The organism is Methanosarcina siciliae T4/M, from assembly GCF_000970085.1.
GTDB classification, from domain to species: domain Archaea; phylum Halobacteriota; class Methanosarcinia; order Methanosarcinales; family Methanosarcinaceae; genus Methanosarcina; species Methanosarcina siciliae.
This window is the reverse complement of the sequence record NZ_CP009506.1, coordinates 2,049,545-2,072,013: the sequence shown is the minus strand read 5'-3', so window position 1 is coordinate 2,072,013 and position 22,469 is coordinate 2,049,545. Positions and strand designations below refer to the sequence as shown.

The 22,469-nt window shown below is 43.6% G+C and carries 19 protein-coding genes and 1 pseudogene; 9 read left to right on the top strand and 11 right to left on the bottom strand.

What is annotated here, in order from left to right; all coding sequences use genetic code 11:
* Nucleotides 1–5: 5 nt before the first annotated feature.
* Together MSSIT_RS08805 and MSSIT_RS08800 are read right to left on the bottom strand one after the other, a co-directional pair.
* A complete protein-coding gene (locus MSSIT_RS08805) occupies nt 6–851 on the bottom strand; it encodes a class I SAM-dependent methyltransferase (protein WP_048171727.1) in 846 nt (281 codons plus the stop codon).
* Between the two features lie 305 nt (nt 852–1,156).
* A complete protein-coding gene (locus MSSIT_RS08800) occupies nt 1,157–1,636 on the bottom strand; it encodes a cupredoxin domain-containing protein (protein WP_048171725.1) in 480 nt (159 codons plus the stop codon).
* 580 nt (nt 1,637–2,216) lie between these two features.
* Between MSSIT_RS08800 and MSSIT_RS08795 the strand changes: the two genes are divergently transcribed.
* The 3 genes from MSSIT_RS08795 (at nt 2,217) to MSSIT_RS25275 (ending at nt 5,226) form a co-directional block, all read left to right on the top strand.
* Nucleotides 2,217–2,870, top strand: a complete 654-nt coding sequence (locus MSSIT_RS08795) for a hypothetical protein (RefSeq protein WP_048171723.1) — start codon at nt 2,217–2,219, stop codon at nt 2,868–2,870.
* Nucleotides 2,871–3,647: 777 nt separating this feature from the next.
* Nucleotides 3,648–4,979 (top strand): APC family permease, encoded by a 1,332-nt coding sequence (locus MSSIT_RS08790; protein ID WP_048171722.1) that lies wholly within the window; start codon nt 3,648–3,650, stop codon nt 4,977–4,979.
* A 124-nt stretch (nt 4,980–5,103) separates the two neighbouring features.
* A complete protein-coding gene (locus MSSIT_RS25275) occupies nt 5,104–5,226 on the top strand; it encodes a hypothetical protein (RefSeq protein WP_269430819.1) in 123 nt (40 codons plus the stop codon).
* Nucleotides 5,227–5,290: 64 nt separating this feature from the next.
* On the opposite strand, the gene eno is transcribed toward MSSIT_RS25275, so the two are convergent.
* Entirely contained in the window at nt 5,291–6,577 is a 1,287-nt protein-coding gene (gene eno / locus MSSIT_RS08785) for a phosphopyruvate hydratase (RefSeq protein WP_048171720.1), read from the bottom strand.
* A 638-nt stretch (nt 6,578–7,215) separates the two neighbouring features.
* Between eno and MSSIT_RS08780 the strand changes: the two genes are divergently transcribed.
* Complete coding sequence (locus tag MSSIT_RS08780; protein ID WP_048171718.1) at nt 7,216–7,605, top strand: transcriptional regulator; 390 nt, start codon at nt 7,216–7,218, stop codon at nt 7,603–7,605.
* 195 nt (nt 7,606–7,800) lie between these two features.
* On the opposite strand, the gene MSSIT_RS08775 is transcribed toward MSSIT_RS08780, so the two are convergent.
* The 8 genes from MSSIT_RS08775 to MSSIT_RS08740 form a co-directional block, all read right to left on the bottom strand.
* The gene (locus tag MSSIT_RS08775) at nt 7,801–8,256 is read right to left on the bottom strand and encodes a PPC domain-containing DNA-binding protein (RefSeq protein WP_048171717.1); all 456 of its coding nucleotides are present in this window, start codon (nt 8,254–8,256) and stop codon (nt 7,801–7,803) included.
* A 9-nt stretch (nt 8,257–8,265) separates the two neighbouring features.
* Nucleotides 8,266–8,949 carry an ABC transporter ATP-binding protein gene (locus MSSIT_RS08770; RefSeq protein ID WP_048171715.1) on the bottom strand — a complete coding sequence of 228 codons (684 nt, stop codon included), beginning with the start codon at nt 8,947–8,949 and terminating at the stop codon, nt 8,266–8,268.
* 179 nt (nt 8,950–9,128) lie between these two features.
* The gene (locus tag MSSIT_RS08765) at nt 9,129–10,046 is read right to left on the bottom strand and encodes a DMT family transporter (protein WP_048171713.1); all 918 of its coding nucleotides are present in this window, start codon (nt 10,044–10,046) and stop codon (nt 9,129–9,131) included.
* Between the two features lie 318 nt (nt 10,047–10,364).
* Nucleotides 10,365–11,339, bottom strand: a complete 975-nt coding sequence (locus tag MSSIT_RS08760) for a DMT family transporter (protein ID WP_231590484.1) — start codon at nt 11,337–11,339, stop codon at nt 10,365–10,367.
* 161 nt (nt 11,340–11,500) lie between these two features.
* Nucleotides 11,501–13,177: an adenosylcobalamin-dependent ribonucleoside-diphosphate reductase gene (locus MSSIT_RS08755; protein ID WP_048171711.1), complete on the bottom strand. Its 1,677-nt coding sequence runs from the start codon at nt 13,175–13,177 to the stop codon at nt 11,501–11,503.
* Nucleotides 13,178–13,717: 540 nt separating this feature from the next.
* Nucleotides 13,718–14,131 carry a helix-turn-helix domain-containing protein gene (locus MSSIT_RS08750; RefSeq protein ID WP_048174626.1) on the bottom strand — a complete coding sequence of 138 codons (414 nt, stop codon included), beginning with the start codon at nt 14,129–14,131 and terminating at the stop codon, nt 13,718–13,720.
* A gap of 202 nt (nt 14,132–14,333) precedes the next feature.
* Entirely contained in the window at nt 14,334–14,663 is a 330-nt protein-coding gene (locus tag MSSIT_RS08745) for a hypothetical protein (RefSeq protein ID WP_048171709.1), read from the bottom strand.
* A 475-nt stretch (nt 14,664–15,138) separates the two neighbouring features.
* Nucleotides 15,139–15,606: a peptidylprolyl isomerase gene (locus tag MSSIT_RS08740; protein WP_048171708.1), complete on the bottom strand. Its 468-nt coding sequence runs from the start codon at nt 15,604–15,606 to the stop codon at nt 15,139–15,141.
* Between the two features lie 541 nt (nt 15,607–16,147).
* Here MSSIT_RS08740 and MSSIT_RS08735 point away from each other — a divergent pair.
* From MSSIT_RS08735 to trpA, 5 genes and pseudogenes are all read left to right on the top strand, one after another.
* Entirely contained in the window at nt 16,148–17,329 is a 1,182-nt protein-coding gene (locus MSSIT_RS08735) for an IS110 family RNA-guided transposase (RefSeq protein ID WP_048171706.1), read from the top strand.
* Nucleotides 17,330–19,033: 1,704 nt separating this feature from the next.
* A pseudogene (locus MSSIT_RS25655) lies at nt 19,034–19,117 on the top strand (hypothetical protein); the annotation flags it as partial.
* Nucleotides 19,118–19,411: 294 nt separating this feature from the next.
* Complete coding sequence (locus MSSIT_RS08725) at nt 19,412–20,218, top strand: indole-3-glycerol-phosphate synthase (protein WP_048171701.1); 807 nt, start codon at nt 19,412–19,414, stop codon at nt 20,216–20,218.
* Between the two features lie 209 nt (nt 20,219–20,427).
* Nucleotides 20,428–21,639 (top strand): tryptophan synthase subunit beta, encoded by a 1,212-nt coding sequence (gene trpB, locus MSSIT_RS08720; protein WP_048171698.1) that lies wholly within the window; start codon nt 20,428–20,430, stop codon nt 21,637–21,639.
* Between the two features lies 1 nt (nt 21,640).
* Nucleotides 21,641–22,444 carry a tryptophan synthase subunit alpha gene (trpA, locus tag MSSIT_RS08715; RefSeq protein WP_048171696.1) on the top strand — a complete coding sequence of 268 codons (804 nt, stop codon included), beginning with the start codon at nt 21,641–21,643 and terminating at the stop codon, nt 22,442–22,444.
* Nucleotides 22,445–22,469: the final 25 nt, after the last annotated feature.

The window sequence follows — 22,469 nt, the reverse complement described above, 5'->3', positions numbered from 1 at the left end:
ACCATTCAGTTTGTTTTTTCCCACCACATCTTTACCCTTGTAGACCATCCTCTCTGAATAAGGGCTCCGTTATCTTTTTCAAGCACACCTTCAAAATAGTCCCTGAGGATGGCTTCCTGGGAATCGGATTTTGCGTTGTAGTATGACTTTAAATCCTCGACAGCTTCATCAAGGGTTGCAAACCTGTGGACGTGCTCGAAGGGAAACACGTTTACATTCGGGTAGATTCCCATGTCATAGAGTACATTGTAGAGAACATCACATTTAGGGGCTGGCTGGTACTCACTCCCGTGAAGAAGGGGCCAGAGCTTCCGGGAATGCATATCCCAGGAAGTTTCCCCTGCAAACCAGTACAGGTAAACGTATTTCGAAGAAGCGTCCAGCATCTTCTGTACCGAAGTCCGTATATCTTTCATGCCCAGGGAATAAGATGCAAAAACCACATCATAAGGAGCGGAAAGGTCGGACTCGACATCAACGGCTTCCCAGTCTTTGTGAACAGGGTCGATATTTTCGATTCCGTACTCCTTGATGTTCTCCTGCATAACACTTATCATGCCCTCCGAAGGCTCTACAGCGGTTACATGGGCTACACGCTGTGAAATCGGAATAGCAAGGGTTCCGGGCCCGGCTCCGATATCGAGAACCCTGGAGTCGGGAGAAAGCTTCATGCCTTCTATTCTCTTCCCGGTTATTTCCCTTGACTTCTCATCCTGGAACATCCTCCAGAAACGCCTGGCGTTTTCCTTACTGTACCATATGGTCGCACAATCTACATTCCTGTTTGATTTTAGCTGTTTTTCCAGCGTTTCTTTCCAGACTTCGTTCCAGTCAATGACATCTGAGTCCATATTACAACCTCGGTTAGCCTCTATTTTCGAAGATATAGTATTACTAAAATAAAAACAAGTATTAACATATCTACTTTGTTGTGAAACCACAACAGCAAAGAAGCAATTTGCTTCCTCTTCGATGGCGACCACTGAAAAGCCTGCGGAGTTCATTATTTCCACGGTTTCGAAGGCATAGAAGAATGCGTGGGAGTTCTGTAGATATTCTAAAAAAAGTGGAATACAATTTTCAATAATTATCTCAATAACATGAAGGAATTTAACGCTTTCTGAACCTTTAAAAGTAGATCAATTTTTTTACGGCTTTACCCCTCGACTATCACAACCCCTTCCATCGAGGCGTGAATTGAACAATAGTACCTGTAGGTGCCCTCTCGCGTAAAAGTGAATCCATAAGAGTCCCCGTCCCTTAGTGTGCCGGAAGAGAAATCAGGGCCTGTTACTTTGTGTGTGAACAGATCCAGGTTTGTCCATCGGACCGTGTCCCCGGGAGAAATCGTAACCGAGTCTGGGTTAAAGGCAAAGTCTTCTATTTTCACTTCAACTGTTTTGGGTTCGGCTGGAATTTCAGCTTCAGGAACTGTCACGTTTTCAACAGGCGTTTGATTGGAAGTGTAATTTTCCGGATTTTCGACAATTTCCGCCGGAGCCTGAGGTACTTCAGCCGGAACTACGGGCGTTTCGACAGGAGTTACAGCGAGATCGGATTCTTCAACACCATTTTCTGCACAGCCTTCAGCCAGGATCCAGAGCAGGATTATGAAAATAATATATTCTCTTCTCATCGTCCCCTCCACAAATACGATGTACAGGTGCTTTAAGTATAGTCTTTATTACATAATAGTTGCTATCCGATTAATTAATCATACCGTTTGGTTCAAGCGTATCAGTCTACTTTCGCTTGTCGAAAGTCACGACCGGTACAATGGTTCACCATATGTTTCTTCATGGCATTTTTACCCTAGCAGATGACCCAAATTAGACTTTCATGCTTCTCCACATTGTCTTACGAGCTTAGCACATCTGCATTACTACTGATACACCCCATAATAGGTTTACTCCAAATGGAATGGGTAGCATAAGGCAATTTATGACATAACTTCTGGTCTCACTTACAGAACTTTCGGTGCACTGCCAGAAAAGGTGTTTAAGAGTTTTTAGTTTCTCCAACTCTTTCCCTGCGTAACTAATATTTAAAACGAGTTATAAGTTATTAGCCAGAAGCAGGTTTACAACCATTTACAGAACCGGATTTATGACCTATTACCACAACCGGGTTAATGAGGCATTTATGGCCCATTACCACAACCGGGTTAATGAGGCATTTATGACCTATTACCACAACCGGGTTAATGAGGCGCTACTATGATCAAAATTGAGTTACACGGCACATACAACCTTTATTATGCGATTCTTGGAATGCGAAATCCCATGAACTCCTGGCACCTGATGGACAGCAGTGAGCCTGATCAGGCAGGGAACTGCAAACTCGGGGAAAAGGATCTGAACCTGGCCCATCGCCTGACCCTTGCGGGAAACGAACACGGAAAGTTTCTGCGGTTCATTACGGTCTGCTTTGACCTCTCAGCTCCTCTCTACTGGTGGAAAGAGTTTGATACCTACAAATTTACGGAAAAAAACTCAACCTCAACAATGCACAAGCTGACCAGCAGGGATCTGGCTCCCCATGATTTTTCCTTTGATACGATAACGGAATACAGGCATGCCCAGATCCGGCACCTCAACGATCTTATCAAAGCCTACAAATCCCGCGAAGGGGACACTGAAGAGGATAATGCATATCGGAAAGCCGTCTTCAGGGAACTCGTCCAGGACCTCCCGAGCGCCTACATGCAGAAAAGAACGGTTATCACCAACTATGCCGAACTCCGAAACATCTACTTCCAGCGCCGCCACCATAAGCTTGACGAGTGGCTGGACTTCTGCGACTGGATGAAAAAAGAACTCCCGTATGCAGAAGAACTGATCTGCGTGGAAAAAGACGAAACCAAAAACTAAAAACTGAAAGCTAAAACTGAAAGCTAAAACTAAAAGCTAAAACTGAAAGCTAAAACTAAAAGCTAAAACTAAAAGCTAAAACTAAAAGCTAAAACTAAAAGCTAAAAACTAATAACTAATGTTTAAAAAGAAGTAACTAATGTTTAAAAAGAAGTTGCTTCGCAGGTTTTTAAAAAATCCCTGCCTCATACTTCTTTCTCAAGCTCTTTTTTCAAGCTTTTAGAAAAACAACTTTTTGTATTTTATTAGTTCAAATGCTCTTTTACGTCTCTTTTACGTCTCTTTTTCTTCTATTTTTCCTTCCACTAAAAGCCTGAGAATACTTACGCTGTAATCTCAAAAGGATAAACTTCCTCCCATCTATCCCCGGTTATCGAACTAATCCCTCCTTCATCTACTCTAATCCGCATTGTGTCCCCTCCGTTATTTAGAACTTCTTACAGTGTATTTTTTAATTGTCTACACCATAAATTATGGATTTAATTTATACTGTTATTGTTATAAATTTTTATTAATTTTTTGATTATGTGGGAAATCTGTCCTTTTTTACCAGGACCTGGAGTTCCCGCTGGCTAATCCAAATATACAACTTCCCGAGAACTCTGTTTGCTTAGTTTCCGGTTGCCAATCTTGAGAATCGGGTATTTTAGCCTTTTTGCAGGATTCAAAAAGAAGACTTGCAACATAAAAACGCAAACATTATAGGGCTTCAGAGTGTATTCTCTGTTTCTTTCCCTTCACTTCTGTAAATAATCCGGGATATAAAGGATACAAAGCATGACCGAACTTGAAAAAACAGTTACTCTGGGGCGAGGTGTGGTCCTTGCAATTCTTATGGTTATAGGTTCGGGGCTCCTCGGCTTGCCGGGGATGATTGCAGATTCTGGGACAGCGCAGGAAGTGGTCTTCGGCTGGCTCCTGATCATTCTGGCTGCAATGCCTCTTATTCAGATATGTGCAGGGCTAGGAGAGAAATTCCCCTGCTCGGGGGGGCTTTTCCATTATGCCCGCGAGGCTGTGGGAGAGTGGGGAGGGTACGCAGTAACAGCTCTCGTCTGCGGGTCCTTTATCCTGGGAGAGCCGGCAGTCGCTCTCATTGGGGGAGAATACCTGCAGCACCTCTTCACCCTGCCTGATTTCGGGGTCCATCTGCTGGCTTTTCTCCTGATTACGGTCATGACTCTTATCACGGTTGCCGGGGTCAGACTTGTCTCTTTTTTCAACTACGCAGCCGTAGCCATACTGCTTTTCCTGATTACTGCCCTCACTTTCTATAACTTCAATTTCTTTTCCTCAGGGTTTGAATTTTCGGTGAGGGCTCTCTTTGAAGGGGCATCAGGCCTTGCAGGTTTCGGCTCCGGAGTTCCCGACCCTTACAATGTCTGGAGAATTTCTGCTCTCCTCTTCTGGGCTTTTCTGGGCTGGGAAAATATGTCCTTTGGCCTTGGAGAACTCCAGAACCCGGAAAAAAACGTCAAAAGAGTTTTCTGGCTCAGTTTCGGGCTTACAATCTTCATTTACCTGATGCTGGCAGTCACAAGTATAGGGGCTGATGCAGCCGGAGTTCCCCTCTCCGGAGCGTCAGGGCTTGTGGAACTTGTTAAGTTCACTCCTCCTGGAAATCTGCTCATCTGGTTGATGGCAGTAGTCATTGTTGCCAATGTAACCTGCTGGAACTTTGCTTCAAGCCGGCTTATCTATGCATCAGGAAAAGAAAAAGTGCTCCCCGCTTACCTGGGAAAACTCTCGAAACGCGGACAGCCCATGGCAAGTATCCTGAGTATGTATACGGTATTCTTGCTTGTGCTTCTGGGAACCTATGTATTCAAGGTTCCGGTTTCTTCCCTGCTCATGCTCGTCAACCAGAATTTCCTCTTCCTCTACGGCTTTGTCCTGCTTTCCTACTGGAAAACCGAAACAGGCTGGAGGCGCTGGGTCTATTCAGGGCTTTCCCTCCTATCTCTTTCCTTCCTGGTTTCAGGGTTTAGCTGGAGGATTCTCTACTCAGTTGCCCTTACAGGAATCGGATATTATGTTTTTGTCAGGAAGACTGCAAGGCAGAAAGGTCAGGAGGAAAAAACTGCTTACAAGGCTTTTTCAGATATGTGAGTTCTGCCTTTAAAACCAATTTTTAGACCCAATTTTTAGACCCATATCTGTAAATTCAGGTGATATCCACAGTTACAAGTTTGGTATTTGAGTAAAACAAAGTTTGGAGGGCTGAAATCTTAGTTTGAATTCTGATCCTGACAACCTTAATGCGGTTTCCGGGAGTACGGAAAGTAACTCGCTTACAAATGGGGACATTAAAAGCCCAGATGAAACTGAGAGGGCGGGACTAAGAAATAAAGAGTAAGAAACTAAAAAACAAAGGCTCAAAAAAGTAAAGATAAAAGTTAAAAAGTAAATCAAAAAAAGGGTTAGAGCTGCACGTAATGTGCAACTTCACCGAGATCTTCTTCAATTCTGAGGAGCTGGTTATATTTTGCAGTCCTCTCACCACGGGCCGGGGCTCCGGTCTTGATCATTTCTGCCCCGATGGCGACTGCGAGATCTGAGATTGTGGTGTCTTCGGTTTCGGCAGAGCGGTGGCTTACAATAACGGTATAGCCGTTTCTGGAAGCCATGCTTGCGGCATCGAAGGCTTCGGAGATTGAGCCGATCTGGTTGACTTTGAGGAGAAGGGCATTTGCGGCTCCCATGTCCACGCCCTTGGAAAGCCTTTCGATGTTTGTGACAAAGAGGTCGTCCCCTACAATGATCGTGTCCCAGAGTTCGCTGGTAAGGGCTTCAAAGTCCTCGAAGGCTTCCTCGTAGAAGGGGTCCTCAATAGAAAGGATGGGGTAGGAGTTTACAAGCTCCACATAGTAGTCAAGCAGTTCAGGAGCAGCCAGTTTCTTTCCGTCAATATTGTAGAATTCTTCTTCATAGAACTCAGTTGCGGCGGCATCAAGCCCAATTGTAACCTCGGACTCGGTATAGCCTGCTTCTTCAATTGCCTGTACGAGGGCGTCAAGAGCTTCTGTGGACTCGCTCATTTTGGGAGCATACCCACCTTCATAACCCACATTAGTAGAAGAGCGCCCGTATTTTTTCTCCAGCAGTTTCCCGAGGGTCTGGTAGATTTCTGCCCCGATCTGCAGGGCCTCGTAGAATGTTTCTGCGCCTTTGGGCTGGATCATGAACTCCTGAATTGCAAGTTCGTTTCCTGCGTGCTTGCCCCCGTTCAGGACATTCATTGTGGGCACCGGAAGGGTAAAAGCATTAGATCCGCCGAAGTAGCGGTAAAGGGGCATGTTAAGGGAATCAGCTGCGGCTTTTGCAACTGCCATGGAGACACCAAGAATGGAGTTGGCTCCAAGGTTTGATTTGTTTTCGGTCTCGTCGAGCTCGATCATCAGCTCATCGATTTCCCGCTGGCTTCGCACATCAAGTCCAAGCAATTCCTTCTGGATAATGGTATTTACGTTCTTGACCGCAGTCAGAACCCCTTTTCCCCCGTATCTGTTGGGGTCCGCATCACGCAGTTCAAGGGCTTCATTCGTACCCGTGGAAGCTCCCGAAGGGACACTCGCTCTGCCAAATCCCTTTGGTGTAAACACATCTACTTCAATTGTGGGATTTCCCCTTGAATCCAGGATCTCCCGAGCATGTATCTTTTGGATCTTATATTCTCCAGAATCCTGCTGTAAACCGATATACGACATCATTTCACCCTTTCTAATCTCTGATCTATGTATACATATATTCTGTTATTTGAACTTGACTTTTCCTTAACATAAGCGTTACATGTCCGAATCGTATTTAATTCTTTATCCGGTTAGAACGAATAAATTTGCCTGAGTTATATCCGTACTTCTGATAATAGGGACTCCTCTATTTTACACTTCAAGTTCGCTGTTGATCTCAGGACAGAAATATTTAGAAATCCCGAGTTTGAAGATTTCTCAATAGTCCTTTAAAGCGAATCCTTCCATTTTAAAGAATTGAAGGTATTCGTGCGCTTAAAACCGGTTATTCCACTTATCAGATATGTTTATTTCCGACTATCGGGAACATCCAGATTTTATAGGGCAAAATATATCTCTTTATTTCCGGAAGGCCTTTTTTCTACTTATAAGATGTTTAATTCCTGCAAACACTTGCTTTAAAGGTTTTGGTTAGAGGACTACAAAGATTATTTTTTTCTGGAGATCGATTTCCTCACTCTTTTATATGAAATCTCTTTTAAGAAAGTCTTACTCGGGTTAGATGCCATTTTTACTTGCGGACAATACTCAATTTATTTTAAAAAATAATTTTATCTACATAAAATATATAAACATGAAAGTATTATTCATTCACAATGACCGACGATTCTCCAGTTAATTTAACCGAAAAAGAGTATTCAATTATTGATATGCTCCAGAGCCTGGGACTCCCGAGGACAGAGGCTACCGCAATCGTTTGTTTAAAGGACTGCAGGGAACTCAGATCCCTTCATATCGAACTTGTTTCCGGACTCAGACAACCGGAAGTGAGTGTAGCTATGCGCCCTCTGAGGGATAGGGGCTGGGTGGATGAAAGATCCGAAAAGAAGAACAAAGGAAAAGGGAGACCTGTGAAATACTACCAGTTAACAGTACCGTTCCCGCAGATAGTCCAGATCCTTGAAGAGGAGTTTTTAAAAGATAATGAAGAGAAAATGATCGCTCTCAAGAGGCTGAGGGAACTGGAAATTATTATGCAAAATTAAGTTTGGTTCAAATCCAATTCACTGTAATTAAATTTTAGAAAATCACAATAATAATTATTTCAAAAATAATTGTAAGGAAATCTGCCGGATCTGATTTCCAATAAATCTTCATCGGTTTTAATCAGTTTTAATTATACAAATTTCCAAATCGTTTACAAATTTCCAAATCGTTTTAATCGTAATCCATTAGGAAGATCATTCCTTGTCCGGGACAGGCGTAAAGTTCACAGGAGAAAAGCCCTGTTCCGTATCCATAATCCTTCTGGCAGAAATTCCTTCAAGCTCGAAAATGAATACCTCGACAACCATAAAAACTTCGCTTTCCCCTCTCAGGCATCCCAGTTTAACGCTGTTTTCCCTGGCTGTTCCTGCATGAAGGTGAATTTTTGGCTTCCCGTTTTCCTGGAAAATATCGCCTATTCCGAGAATCTCATGTGCGTCATTAAAGCCAGTCCAGACCGGTTCAGGAGGCCTTCTGTTCTCTTTAGGGCCTGTAACAAGCTTTCCCTCCCTCAACGCGCCGAGCAGCATAAATACAGCCGCCTCAATCTTCTCCAGTTCTGCAAGTTTAATAAGTTCCAGGATAAGGTCGTCTCCGTGGTCAACCCTGACGACAAAGACTCTGCCGATCCTTCCTTTTGTGTATTCCATTTTTTCCTCTTACTGATCCGTTATTTTTCCGTCTACGATTCTGACAATCCTATCGGCTTTTCCGGCCAGCTCCTCATTATGGGTTACCACAATAAAGGTCTGGTTATATTCCTTATTCAGCTTACGGAGCAGTTCATAGATCAAATCTCCGGTTTTGGTGTCCAGGTTGCCCGTAGGCTCGTCCCCGAGTACGATTGCCGGTGAACAGCTAAGAGCCCGGGCTACAGCAACCCTCTGGTTCTGTCCTCCCGAGAGCTCACCTGGCCTGTGATCCATTCTGTCTTCAAGTCCAACATCTTTTAAAAGTTTTTCGGCAATACCCTTTGCTTCGTCTTTACCCTTCCCCGCAATCAGGAGAGGCATCATCACGTTTTCCAGGGCAGTGAAATCCGGCAGCAGGTGGTGATACTGGAAGACAAAACCAAGCATCCGGTTTCTCATCCCGGAACGCTCTTTATCCGACATTTTTGTAACGTCATCGCCGTCTATCAGGAGGGTCCCGGAAGTGGGCGTGTCGAGTAGACCTATGAGATGCATAAGTGTGCTTTTACCTGAGCCAGAAGGACCTACAATTGCAACAAACTCCCCTGTTCTAATTTTCAGGTTTGCATTGTCAAGTGCGCGAAATTCCACGCCGTCTTTGTAAACTTTGGTCAGGTTTTTAAGTTCTATAATCGGGATTTCATCTGTCATGCTTTTCCTGCGGGTTCAAAACTTTAATCTTAAAAATAGAGGGGTTCTTAAGTAAAGAGCTTTTGGGCAGAGGGGCAACTTTTTCTTTAAAATTATCTGATTATTATCTTTCAGACTGTAACCTTGCAGCCCTTTCAATCTCAACATATTACTCTGAACATTCTCCTGTGAAAAACCGGTCATAGTACTGGCTGAACATCGGCTGGAAGACTTTTATCTGCTGGTTCTTTCCTGCTCACAAGATAAGCTGCTGTGAGGATGAGCACACAGCCCAGAAAAGTCGAGATATAAAGCGGATTTTTCAGGACTGCGATGTCAAAGAAAATTCCTGATACGGGTTCGAGCAGGGCAAGAATACTGCCTGTCTGCGCCCTGATGCCCGAAATTCCTTTGAGGTACAGGATGGCCGCGAACGTAATGGTCAGGCCGAAGAGAAACAGAGTACTGAAGTTTCCACTGTAGGTATATATGGGGGTTGCAAGGGCAGATGGTAGCATGAAGAAAAGGCTTATTCCGGTCAGCCAGAAAGTCTGGGATATCCCTGTATAGTCATGTCTCAGGTAGCGAATAGTGATTATGGTTGCGCCAAAGGAAAGCCCTGAAAGCAGCCCGAAAGATAGACCTTTCATAAAATCGGACCCCCCGTTCAGGTTTCCCAGAACTTCGCCTGGGTGGGCAATGAGTAAGACTCCTGCAAGTGAAAGGAACAGAGGCAGAAGGCTTTTATTGCTGCTTTTTTCTCCCAGGATTGAAGGGGCGAGCAGGTTCACATATACAGGAGCCGTATAAAGAAGCAGGACAGCAACTGAAATCCCGCTATACCTTATGGCCGATAAATAACATACGCCTGTTACCGCATTCAGAAAACCCAGCAGCAGCAGATATTTCCTGTTCCTGCCGGGCCTGAGCTGTTCAAGGCTTCCGCTCAACAGCAGGTAAAAGAAAATCATGCATAAACCGAAAAAGAGCCGGCAGAAGAGAACGGACCCTACGGACATGTCCTGGACCCTGTCAAGAAAAACCCCCATGGTGCCATAGATTATGCTCCCTGTTATGACTTCGGAATAAGGCTTGAAAGAGTTTTCCTGTGCATGCATATCCTGGAAATAAAATACTGCAGATATATATTTTTTGGAAACGGAAAAAGTAAGGTTTGTAAGGCCCGAATATATTTTAACAATGAACTTCGCTTAAGAGCATTGAATCATAGATGTTTTAGCCCCCCACAACGTCATTCACTATCTATCTCATTCTTTTCCCGGAAGAGTCGCACTACCTGTATTTAGCTTCGGTATCATAGGAAATCGGAGACTACCCAATATTTCTCAAAAACAGGATTTTCAGGACCGAATACATCAAAAAGAGGAAATCTCAAAAAAATTCTTACCGGGAAGGAAAATAAAAAAGAGGAGGACTTATTTATACAGTACCCTTAGAAGCCCTTTTTTCCATGATATCATTTTGCTTGGTACTATCTTTTCCCCTACAATCAATTTCTTCAGGAAATCAAAGTTATCCAGACTTACCACGACTGCTGCTGCAAGGATAAAGAAGGAGCCTATAAGCATCCCGTTATGAATCGGGTTCCCCAGAACTGTATAATCAAAGAAGATGCAGGAAACCGGTTCAAGAAGGGTGAGGATGCTGCCTGTAATGGCACTTACACCCGCAACCCCTCTGATATAGAAGACTGCACCTACGCCGGTAATAAGGACTCCAAAAAGCATGAGGATGGGAAGATTTGAAGCGAGCACCTGTCCCGGAACGGTGACTGCGAAAGGAGACAGGAAAACCAGGCTGATCGCACTCTGCCAGACAAGCTGGGTAAGGCCGTTATATTCATTCCTGAGGAAACGGACGGATATTATGACTCCGCTGCTGAAGAGGCCTCCGACAAGTCCGAATATTACGCCTTTAAGATAGTTGCTTCCAAATTCAAGCTGTTCAAAACCACCTTCAGGTCTCGTTACGTAGAATACGCCGAGAAGCCCCAGGAAAAGGGCAAGAATAGTTCTTCCAGTATTTTTTTCTCCGAGAATAATCGGGGCAAGAAAAGTCAGGTATATGGGATCGGTATACAGGAGAAGAACAGCAGAAGAAGCTCCAAGATATCGGATTGCAGAATAATAGGAAAACATTTGCAAAACGTACAGAATTCCCAGAAGAAGCAGGTATTTTTTCTTTCGTTTCAACGCGAGTTGCCCTAGATTTCCGGTAATTGCAAGATAAAATATTATGGCTGAAAGCCCGAAAAGAACTCTATAGAAAATAATAGATCCTACAGACATGTCCTTAAGCAATTCCATAAAAATTCCGACGGTGCCATAAATAATACACGCAGATAATAATTCAAGATGATGTTTGGGGGTAGCAGTCACAGAAGCAAGCATATATATATTCAGGGGGTACGAATGTATATATATTTTTAGTAAGATAATGGCAATTCCAGTGGTATAACACTTCTTTCAATAATTAAACATGTTCGCAAAAAGTTAATTATTTCCTACAGGGACAAGCCAGAGTTTCAAAATGATTCTTTTAAGAGGGCAGTTCAGTTTCCGGATTTTTTTAAATTAAGAACCACATACTGTCTGCTTCCTGTCCTGTATATTGTAAGCCCCTTTAGTCCTTGCTTCCAGGCATAAATCAAAGCTTGCTCAATATCTTCTTCTCCGGCATCTGCAGGCATATTTATGGTCTTTGAAATTCCTGCATGGCAGTGGCGTTGAAAAGCTGCCTGTATATCAATATGAGTTTTCCACCCAATATCAAGGGCTGATCTGAAGAGGTTTTTTTCATTCTCGGACACAATTTCAGGGTCGTTTATGTCCTGCAGGGTTCCATGTGAGTAGACATGCTCAAGGAGCTCATTATAATCGGATTCCGAGAGCCTGGGCTTGAAATGTGTTTCAAAGAGAGGGTGTACGAGCAGGAATTCTTTTCCCACTGTCCGGGTCCTCCTGTAGACCCAGCTGAAAACAGGTTCGATTCCTGCAGAACAGCCTGCAAGAATGCTTATAGTGCCGGTCGGGGCAATTGCGGTCAATGTGGCGTTTCTCATAGGGAGTTCCCATATGGATTTTTCATACTCCGGAAAAGGTCCCCTTTCTGCCGCAAGTTTTCTTGATTCCCGGACTGCAGCCCAGCTAATCTGTTCCATAAGCTTTTCTGCAAGTTCGACGGCTTCTGTTGATTCATAGGACAGCCCCAGTTTCAAAAGCATATCATGAAATCCCATAACTCCGAGTCCGATTTTCCTTGTCTTTCGGGTAGCCTCCGCAATCTCCTGGACAGGGTACACATTGATATCAATTTCATTATCCAGAAAACGGACGGCTTTTCCGGTTGTTTCCCTCAAAAAGTCCCAGCTGATTTTTCCGTCCGCAACAAAAAGGGATAGGTTAAGGCTGCCCAGATTGCAGGACTCATAAGGCAGGAGAGGCTCTTCTCCACAGGGATTTGTGGCGGTGATGTCCCCAAGCACCGGCGTGAAGTTATCCCTGTTAATACGGTTATAGAAAAGAACACCCGGCTCTCCGTTTCTCCATATCCCGTCAACTATTTCGGAGAACACATCCCCAACCGTTGCCCCTGTCCCGGAGTTCCAGACCTCTTCGGTGCTGCCCGCTTCAACAAGCCTGAAAAAAGCATCGTGAACCATTACGGAGAGGTTGAAATTTCTGAAGCTCCCTTCAACACGCTTTGCCCTGATGAAGGGAATAATATCATCGTGCGAGACGTCAAGAATTCCTATGTTTGCGCCTCTTCGTCTGCCGAACTGTTTTATGACTTCGGTTGCCTCGTTAAAGAGCCTCATGAAAGAAAGCGGCCCGCTCGCAACTCCGTCAACACAGAGGGCATGAGACCCTTTTGGCCTTACCTTTGAGAAATTAAACCCGGTTCCTCCTCCGGTTTTCTGAATGAGGGCTGCCGTTTTGAGGGCATCAAATATCTCCTCGACACTGTCCTTCACTGGGACTACAAAACAGGCGGCAAGCTGGCCGAGTTCCGTCCCTGCATTCATAAGCGTTGGAGAACTCGGGACAAAGATTTTACGGACCATCAGGTCTTTGAATTCCAGATATTCTGTTTTATCCGTTGCAATTGCCCTTGCAACCCTTTCACAGATATCTTCCCAGCCTTTTTCCCCTTCGCGCAAATATCTGGCTTTAAGGGCTTCGGCAATCAGGACATCCCATCCATCGGCTGTTTCCTGCACAGAAATCATCCCCCGGAATAGTCAGCAGACTTCAGTCTTCGATAAAAGAAATCATATTCAATATTGGGCAGGATTTTTATCTTTTTATCCGAACTAATGTTCAGAAGTTGTGATCAGAATTTGAAATCAGAAATTAGGAATAAGAAATTATAATCAGGGTCATATTTGCTTGAATTTGAAATAGTTTTTGCGGTTAAGTAAAAGTATTATCCCAGCCATCCCAGCCAAGAGCACATTTCTTCAATATATTGTTTCTCTGAATTGCGTTCGGGTTTGCCGGTTGTTTTGTCTGACGGACAGGCGGACAAAATATCTCGCGGTACAGCAAGAAAAAAACTGAAAGTTTTTCTTTGGTACCCCGGAACATATGAACTGATTAATCATAAACCATCGTAATCGGGAAAAACAGATCTCAGCGAGAAAACGATCCCAAGGAATAGAATTAGAGGAACTAAATCAAGGAAATTGAATCAAAAGAGAACAAACAGAGGATATGGAATCAAAAAGAGGCAGACAGAACATATTCCAGGCATAATATTTTCCGTAAACTTATTCCTGTATCCGGGTTTCCTCATCTCCTATTCTCGGGATGGGAGTACTTACTTTATCATCCATTTTTTCAATCAACCCGTTCATCTGGCGGTACCATTCGTCAACGTTCTTTTTTACCATCTGCTTCATTTCCCAGGGCTCGATAGCTACATATTCATGGTAGCATCCTCCGCTCTCCAGAGATCTTGTTTCCCTGTAAACAACTCCGCATGTTATGAGGTTCTGTAGAGAACGGTATGCAGTACTTCTTTCTCTGTTAAGAATTTCCCCCAGTCTGTCGGTTGTAAGAGGGCCATGCATGAGCAGGACCTTGTATGCTTCGATGTCAAGAGACTTCAAACCGAGCACACATTTTACCATGTCTTCACATCTGAAGCTTGCTCTGATCATCTCATGAATTGAATCTACCATAAAACCACTATTGAGAAATTTTGCTTTCATTAAAGCTAATCAGGGTCGATATTGCTTCTCTCCTCTCCCCTCAATCCTGATCCCATTTACCTTATTTGAGGAGCACAGGATCAAGCAAGTTTTTCGGACTACCTTGAAAATCGGGAGGTTTACAGGTTTCCGTAAACTTGCTTTCAGCATTGATCCGTATCCACTTTCCAATTCAAAGTGCCCAGTTCTGTCGATGAACACCTGTGGAATCTCTACTCCTGAAGAGGGAAAAGGTCATTATCCTGTGTACCATCCCAGCAGGATTTGAGTAGAAAAGGCGGTGTTGAATCCAGGGCCTGTCTTTTTTATAGCAGAGCTCAACTTTCTCTCCGATCCGGATGTCCGCCAGGGAATAACAATCTCTGGTATTCTCTTTTATTGTTCCTGGAGCAAGGATTTCAAAATAAAAGACTTTCTTTTCCCTGAGAAGAGATATGGATTCGGAAAGAAGAGTTACTTTTCTCTGGCAAGTTTTGGGGACTGACAGCTTGTTTTCGAACACCGTTTTTCGCTCCTGTGATCCTCAGTTTGCCATTAATGTACACATAGTATAAATAACGTTATGTTTGCTCATACATAACGAATGGAGAATCTGTGGAAATCCCAAAATGGAAACTGGAGCGATTAAGATGATTGGATATTCTTAAAAAACAATCACGGCTTAATGAAAATCGCTTGAAATGTGCTTTTCCCGAACCCGTAAAAAGCCTGAAAAGGGGCAATTTAAGAAATAATAAACTTAAGATTATGAAAAAATGATTGGGATTTTTGGGAAAACGCCCGGATCTCGATCTGCCTTTGCAAATCTTTCTTAGCAGATCTTTCTTAGCAGATCTTTCTTGCAAATCTTAGTAGATCTTAGATGATATTAGCGATCATCGCTGATATTAAACTGATCTTATATGACTTTGTTCAGGACACTGAAAACTGACATTCTCTTCCCGAATCCCTTCAATAGTTCCTTACTTTAGTTTTCTTCAGACCAGTTCAGCCTTCACGATTTTTACTTCGGTTTTCGGACGGTCCTGGCGGTCGGTTTTTACCTTCCCCATGGCATTGACAACTTCCATTCCTTCTACAACCTTTCCGAAAACAGGGTGCATTTTGTCAAGGTAATTGTTGTTTACGAGGTTAATGAAAAACTGGCTCCCGCCGGTGTTCGGGCCTGCGTTTGCCATAGAGATAGTGCCCTTATCGTTTCTGTTGTGCTTTGTGAACTCGTCAGGAATCTCATAGCCAGGTCCTCCCATGCCCGTTCCTGTCGGGTCTCCGCCCTGGATCATGAAGTTGTCGATTATCCTGTGGAAAACTACACCGTCATAGAAGCCCTGGTCTACGAGTTTTGCAAAGTTTCCTGCAGTAATCGGCATGTCCTCAAACAGTTCAATTGTGATATCGCCCATAGTGGTGTGTAAAACCACTTTCTTTCCCTTCCATACAGCCATTTATTTTCCTCTACCGGTCTTTTAACCTTATTTTTATGTGTGCCTGGCTTTTTGCAGGCTTTTTGTGCATTGTATGCTCACCTTACATGTAAATGCTTCGCCTCCCGAATTGCGCCTCGGGATCGCAGGAAATCGGAGATTTTCTGGGAGTTGCGATGTAATCGCAACAGTACGTTGTCTGTTTCGCTTCGCTCAAGCAGACTAATTGATGAGTTTTTATAGGCAGTTTCATTCAAGCAGACTATTTATGGGTTAAGAAGTGAACTCGCTCAAGAGGACTCGTATAAATGATAATTGCAGCATACTTTTATTGCTGCATTTTCATAAAAACAAACGTAGGCTGGGAGGGTAGTTATTAGGACTTACGGCATTGTCCGGCTATCTTAGACTACCACCCTCACTCCTACGGCTCTCCGGCAATTTAACATGTTACAGCTCTGTGCTCACAGAGTCTGGCGATTTTCCACGAGCTTACGATCTGTAGAGAGCAGAGGGATATTTGGTCTCCAGCCTATAAAATCGTATTGTGGGGGATCAAAAAATGTATTTGAACATCGGTATTGATATCGCTAAGGATGCTCATGAAGCCTGTATTTTGGACGATGAGGGTAAACAGATTGGAAGGTATATCCAAATCAAGAATTTAAAAAGCAGTATCGAGAAATTCATAGAACGTGTGGAATCAGTATCTAATAGATTAAATTCAATTCCTCGGATTGGAATGGAAGCTACGGGAATATACTGGTATGCCATATATTCGGAACTTTCAAAACACTATGAAATTCATGCCTACAATCCTTCTCAGGTAAAGGGGTTTGCAGCGGTCAACATTAGGGGATCAAAAACCGATAAAATCGATGCAAAAACAATTGCTGCGATACTTCAATTTGGGGAGACGCCAAAAACCTGTTATGGCGATAAAAAAAGAATGGAATTGAAAGAATACTGTGGATTCCATTTCAAGTTGAAATCAAATGTGGCTAATCTAAAGAAGCGGTTAATACGTAACGTACATCTTATCTTTCCCCGATATGACCAGATGTTTTCCAGCATATTCACTAAAACATCTATAGCCATTCTAAATGAAGTACCAAGACCCTCAGATATGCTTGGAATGGGAGAGGAAAAGCTCTATGAGTTTATGAAAAAAACGAGCAGAAATCATTACAGTCCTGAGAAAACAAGAAAACTCTTAGAAATGGCGAAAGATTCAATTTCTCCTGACTTTATTGAGGAGGCTTTATTATTTGAGGTCAAGTCCTTGCTTAACCTGATTGAATACATGGAAAGCCAGATAAAAGAAGTGGAAACCAGGATTTTGGCTGCTTGGGAAACGTTGAAGGATAAGCATTACCTTCAGACAATTCCTGGAATTAGTGATTTAATGGCGGCTATGATCTGGGCGGAACTTGGAGACGTGGAGAACTTTCAACATCCAGACCAGATAGTCGCTTTTGCAGGATATGATCCAAAAGTAAAAAAGTCTGGGAACAAGGAAGTTATTTCAGGACCTAACAAAAGAGGATCAAGATTGTTAAGATGGGTTTTGGGGAGAGCTGTTGTGCAAGCAAAGATGCATAATCCGGTGATAAAGCAGTATTTCATGAAGAAAATAAGTGAGGGGAAACACTACAATACTGCACTTTGTGCGGCAGCTAAAAAGATGATAAGGATTATTTGGTCGGTAGAAAAGAATAAAAAACCTTTCCAAGTCGGGAGATAAAGTAACCTGGTAGGAGAGGAGAGATGAGGAAAAGGATTGAATAACGGTAGTGGTGGCTATAGATTTTTGTTGATAGATGTAAAAAAGGAAGAACGATTTGTAGGTTTAGAGGAAACAAAACAACCTTATTAGACGTCTTCACGGAAATTTACCGCGCTTACAGCGCGGCTTTTTCATAATGGAGTTATCTTGATTAAAAAATGGAATGTAAAAAATCATTTATAACATGTCTAATTTATGGGTTTTAGTAGTGAGCTTTATTCAAGATTATAGGTTATCACACGAGTATGAGTTTCATTCAAGGAGACTGATTTGAGAGTTTACAGCCTTTAGTTTCTTCTAATTGAACTATGAGTTCAACATTCTCAGTTATTTTTCACTTTTGCCAGGCAGGAGAGAGTTTTGAACTTCGGGCATTTTGGGAGGCAAAAGGAAGATAGATCAAATCTCTTAATTTTTAGTTATTGTTATGTACTTTACACGCCCGGGTATTCTATAAATAGCGTATTTGAGAGCGGATATGAATAGAAGGATTCGATGTCTGACAATAAATTTTCAGGATCTAGTTAAATAATTTCTAAAATATATTTTAAATGCTGCAAGTATATAATGTTTTTGAGTGAGATTTGAAGCTTTTCTTTTCTGATAGTGAAACTTACTACTTTATTTTCAATGTTTTCGGAATACAGCGGTTTAAATTTTAAGGGATATGGAAAAAATTGTACAAACTCTATATAGTGTCATCCTTTTGAAGGAGTTCCACTTCTTTTATTATTTTATATCACTACTTGCTTTTTTATAAACATGTTCGTTAATTTTTTTATTGGGTATAAATTACGTAAAGTTTCGTTAAGTTCAGTCAAATATTACTAAAAGTGGATAAAAGTTCTTTTTGGTTCCGAGAGGCTCCAAAATAAATAGTTTCAATAGGTTTCGATAAGTTCCGAAAAATAGTTCCGACAAACGAGAGTGGGGGAAATTTCTATGGACAGATTTCAGGTTTTTTGCCTGTGGGTAGCCGCAGGACATGCTTGACTCTGCAAATTCAACTCCCGGACAGCCAGAAGCCACAAACCCGATACTTGAAGATATATACAGGATAACAAAGGCGATGGTCACGATTTACGACCATGTTTGAGACATAACGGATCGGAGGGGGCCCGAGATACTTCAAGGGTTTTTGCGTTCGGGTCCCACTTATTCTTTTATATTTTTAAGGTTCGGAGAGGTTTTTTTAATTGGAGATATATCAACGATTGTCTCGCACTTCAGCGAGTCTGGAACATACGACTTCTAGAAAATAAAAACACAAATATCAGCTATCTTTTAAATGTAAAGTCTCAAAAAGTTAATTATTTCTACAGTAGGAGACCATTGCAAATCAAAGAGGAAAGGTATCCAACTTTATGAGTTTTTAAATTGGTCACGCACTGCGTGATGAATTCGAAAGATTATAACTAACTTTGTAGAGTTTTAAATTCGCCAAGCAGTGCTTGGCAAATTTGATGAACAGGAAAAATTGTATGCTTGTGGTCTTTAAAAGTGAGTATCGTAATTTTTAAGGAACTGGGACTTAATGAATGAAACACCCTTCAGAGATTTTGAATCAATATACGCTGAAGTAAGAAACATAATAGAACACACAAGAGATAATGTGTCCACGAACTCTGCCATACAAATTATAAAGACCATTCAAAGGCTTTCTGGAATGAGGTGCAGAAAATCCTTCCGGATTATGAAGAAAGGAAAGAATGGTTGAGAGTTCACGGGGATTTGTTGAAGATATGAATCTATGAACAAAGTAGATTTGTTTACCCCAACTATCCTCATCAGTTTTCGGTTCATTTTTTCCGGCAACTGTTTTTAACTCAATTCTTGCATGCTTACAAATTTTACATGATTTTTTGCGTACCGGCTTTTCCTTCTGAATTTTATTTCCGGGCACGGACATATATAAAACAGATTATTATACAATTCATCTAATTTTATAAGATTGGCAACAGTTTATCCTCATCCAAAAGCTTTTTATATCAAGTATGGCATTAGACACTATTGTACATAAATATACACCAGTGATGATTAATGCACGATTCAATCCTCCACATTCTCAACACAACAAAGACCCGGATTCAGGCTTTCGGGACCGACATCCATGAGGAAGAAATGCAGCTGCAGTTCCAGAAAAGGGACTTTATTGCAGCTGTTGCAGCTGTAAGGGCAGACGGGCGGGTGCCTGTAATTGCGGAAGTCAAGCCGGCATCCCCGGGGAAGAGCTTCAGGGAAATCCCGCCGGCAGCAGCTGCCGAGCTTGCATGGGAGATGGAGGAAGCCGGAGCTGTCGCAATTTCAGTCCTTACCGAGCCAGGGGTCTTTCGGGGTTCACTCGAAAACCTGAAAGAGGTCAGGAAAACCGTATGCCTGCCAGTGCTTAGAAAGGACTTTATCATTGACAGGCGACAGCTTGAGGAAACGGGAAGCGATCTTATACTCCTGATTGCAGGCATCCTTGGACCGGAGCTAGACAATTTTGTTGACCTTGCTCTTGAAAAGGGTTTTGAGCCGCTGGTTGAGGTCCACAACAAAGAAGAGCTCGAAATTGCACTGGAAACCGATACAAAGCTCATAGGGATTAACAACCGGAACTTCGAGACTCTTAATATCGACCTGGCGACTACGGAAGTACTTGCTCCCCTTATCCGGGAATACGACCTGGACCACGGGACCAGCCATATCATCCTGAGCGAGAGCGGGATGAGCAGTCCTGCGGATGTGAGGCGCGTGATGGAAGCAGGGGCTGACGCAGTGCTGATAGGGTCTGCACTTATGGAGAGCGATTCTGTTCTTGAGAAAACTAAAGAATTCGTCCAGAGTTTTTGCTGGCGTGAATAACTGCTTTTCTTTGACTTTTCGGAGTTTTCAGCCTGCTGAAATGAGGTTGAAAATCCGCTTTCATTTCAAAACTAAATTCTGTTCATAAAATCCCGATGAACGAGATCGGGAATCAAAAAATTCAGAATTCAACACCTGGACTCACGAAACCAGGACTCAAAATAATCAGGACTCAGGACTCATAAAATCAGGATCAAGGAGTAATCGAATTGACAGGAACTAAAGTTTCGGAATTTCAGCTAAAAGGAAAGTATGGAAAATATGGGGGGCAGTACGTACCCGAAGTCCTCATGCCGGCCTTAGAAGAACTGGATGCCGGGTATGAAAAGTACAAAAACGACCCAGAATTCCTTGCAGAGCTTGACTACTACATGAGGGATTTTGCAGGAAGGGAAACGCCCCTTTACTTTGCCCGGAACCTGAGCAAGAAATACGGGACAAAAGTCTACCTCAAGCGGGAAGACCTGGTTCACGGGGGTGCCCACAAGCTCAACAATGCTCTCGGGCAGGCACTGCTTGCAAAGTTCATGGGAAAAACCAGGTTGATTGCCGAAACCGGGGCAGGACAGCACGGGACTGCAACAGCCATGGTTGGAGCAAACCTCGGGTTTGATACCGTTGTCTACATGGGAGCAAAAGACATCAAACGCCAGCAGATGAATGCGTACAGGATGGAACTCATGGGGACCGAGGTAAAAGCCGTGGAGACAGGCTCAAAAACCCTTAAGGACGCAATCAACGAGGCAATGCGGGACTGGGTTACCAACATTGAAAACACCCACTACCTGATCGGGTCGGTGGTCGGGCCCCATCCCTATCCTATGATCGTAAGGGACTTCCAGAGCGTTATCGGGAAGGAAGTAAAGGAACAGGCAATGGAAAAAGAAGGCAGACTGCCTGATTCTATCATCGCCTGCGCAGGCGGCGGAAGTAATGCCATGGGGACTTTCCATCCCTTTATCGAAAACAGGGAAGTCAAGCTGATTGCCGTAGAAGCCGGGGGAAAAGCCCTGAAGTGCACGGAAAAAGCTGCTCTTCACTCAGCTTCCCTCTGTGTCGGAGAAGAAGGAATCCTGCACGGGGCCAGGACAAAGATCCTGCAGGACAAAAACGGGCAGATCCTTGAGTCCGAATCCGTGTCAGCAGGGCTTGACTATTCAGGGGTCGGCCCCGAACTTGCTTACCTTTCGGAAAGCGGCAGGGTTACTGCCCGCAATGTTACGGATGACGAAGCACTTGATGCGTTTAACGAACTGAGCCGGCTTGAAGGGATCATTCCGGCCCTTGAATCCTCCCATGCCCTTGCCTACCTGAAAAAAGCCGCGGAGTCAGGAGAACTCGGAGAGTTTGTGGTAGTGAACCTCTCAGGAAGAGGAGATAAAGACCTGGAAACTGTCCTGAGCCTGAGAAGGGGGGTCTGAAATGGCAGCTGAACTTAAAAGGCAAAAAATTTCCGAAAAATTCGGCGAGTTGAAGCAGAAAAAAGAAGGAGCCCTCATAGGCTATGTGATGGCAGGAGACCCCTCGGCAGAAGTAACCTCCGGGATTGTAAAAGCCCTGGTAAATGGAGGTGCGGATATAATCGAGCTCGGATTCCCGTTTTCAGACCCTGTGGCTGACGGGCCGACCATCCAGGCAGCAGGACAGAGAGCACTTGCAGCGGGAATGGATATTGAGCACTACTTTGAGCTTGTCAGGAGCCTTGAGGTCAAGGTCCCGCTTGTGTGCATGACCTATTACAACCCGGTGTTCAGGTACGGCGTGGAAACATTCGTTGAACATGCCGCAGAAGCAGGAATAAGCGGACTCATCATCCCCGATATCCCGGTAGAAGAAGCAGCTGACCTGAAGAGCAGCTGTGAAAAGAACGGGCTTGACCTGATTTTTCTGGTCGCACCCACAACAACCGATGCAAGAATCCAAAAGATCCTGGAGAGAGGTTCGGGCTTCGTCTACCTGGTATCAAGGCTCGGGGTTACGGGGGCCAGAGCGGATGTTGCAGGTTCCACAAAAGAACTGCTTGCCAGGGTAAAAACCGATATTCCGAAAGCCGTGGGGTTCGGGATCTCAACCGGAAAGCAGGCTGCAGAAGTTAGAAAAGCCGGAGCGGACGCTGTAATTGTTGGCTCGGCTTTTGTCAGGATCATCGAAGAAGGAAATGGCGTAAACGAAAAGCTGGAAGCCCTTGCAAGGGAACTCAAATCCGGCATACTCGGAGCAAATTGAAGGAAATTCAGACGGAGGCAGACGA

Bases quoted from the DNA above. Each gene is read 5' to 3' on its own strand.
- MSSIT_RS08770 (WP_048171715.1), bottom strand. From the start codon at position 8,949: ATGACAGATGAAATCCCGATTATAGAACTTAAAAACCTGACCAAAGTT.
- MSSIT_RS08760 (WP_231590484.1), bottom strand. From the start codon at position 11,339: ATGCTTGCTTCTGTGACTGCTACCCCCAAACATCATCTTGAATTATTA.
- MSSIT_RS08740 (WP_048171708.1), bottom strand. From the start codon at position 15,606: ATGGCTGTATGGAAGGGAAAGAAAGTGGTTTTACACACCACTATGGGC.
- MSSIT_RS08800 (WP_048171725.1), bottom strand. From the start codon at position 1,636: ATGAGAAGAGAATATATTATTTTCATAATCCTGCTCTGGATCCTGGCT.
- MSSIT_RS08795 (WP_048171723.1), top strand. From the start codon at position 2,217: ATGATCAAAATTGAGTTACACGGCACATACAACCTTTATTATGCGATT.
- MSSIT_RS08765 (WP_048171713.1), bottom strand. From the start codon at position 10,046: ATGCATGCACAGGAAAACTCTTTCAAGCCTTATTCCGAAGTCATAACA.
- MSSIT_RS08725 (WP_048171701.1), top strand. From the start codon at position 19,412: ATGCACGATTCAATCCTCCACATTCTCAACACAACAAAGACCCGGATT.
- MSSIT_RS08780 (WP_048171718.1), top strand. From the start codon at position 7,216: ATGACCGACGATTCTCCAGTTAATTTAACCGAAAAAGAGTATTCAATT.
- MSSIT_RS08735 (WP_048171706.1), top strand. From the start codon at position 16,148: ATGTATTTGAACATCGGTATTGATATCGCTAAGGATGCTCATGAAGCC.
- MSSIT_RS08775 (WP_048171717.1), bottom strand. From the start codon at position 8,256: ATGGAATACACAAAAGGAAGGATCGGCAGAGTCTTTGTCGTCAGGGTT.
- MSSIT_RS08750 (WP_048174626.1), bottom strand. From the start codon at position 14,131: ATGGTAGATTCAATTCATGAGATGATCAGAGCAAGCTTCAGATGTGAA.
- eno (WP_048171720.1), bottom strand. From the start codon at position 6,577: ATGTCGTATATCGGTTTACAGCAGGATTCTGGAGAATATAAGATCCAA.
- trpA (WP_048171696.1), top strand. From the start codon at position 21,641: ATGGCAGCTGAACTTAAAAGGCAAAAAATTTCCGAAAAATTCGGCGAG.
- MSSIT_RS08755 (WP_048171711.1), bottom strand. From the start codon at position 13,177: ATGATTTCTGTGCAGGAAACAGCCGATGGATGGGATGTCCTGATTGCC.
- MSSIT_RS08790 (WP_048171722.1), top strand. From the start codon at position 3,648: ATGACCGAACTTGAAAAAACAGTTACTCTGGGGCGAGGTGTGGTCCTT.
- MSSIT_RS08805 (WP_048171727.1), bottom strand. From the start codon at position 851: ATGGACTCAGATGTCATTGACTGGAACGAAGTCTGGAAAGAAACGCTG.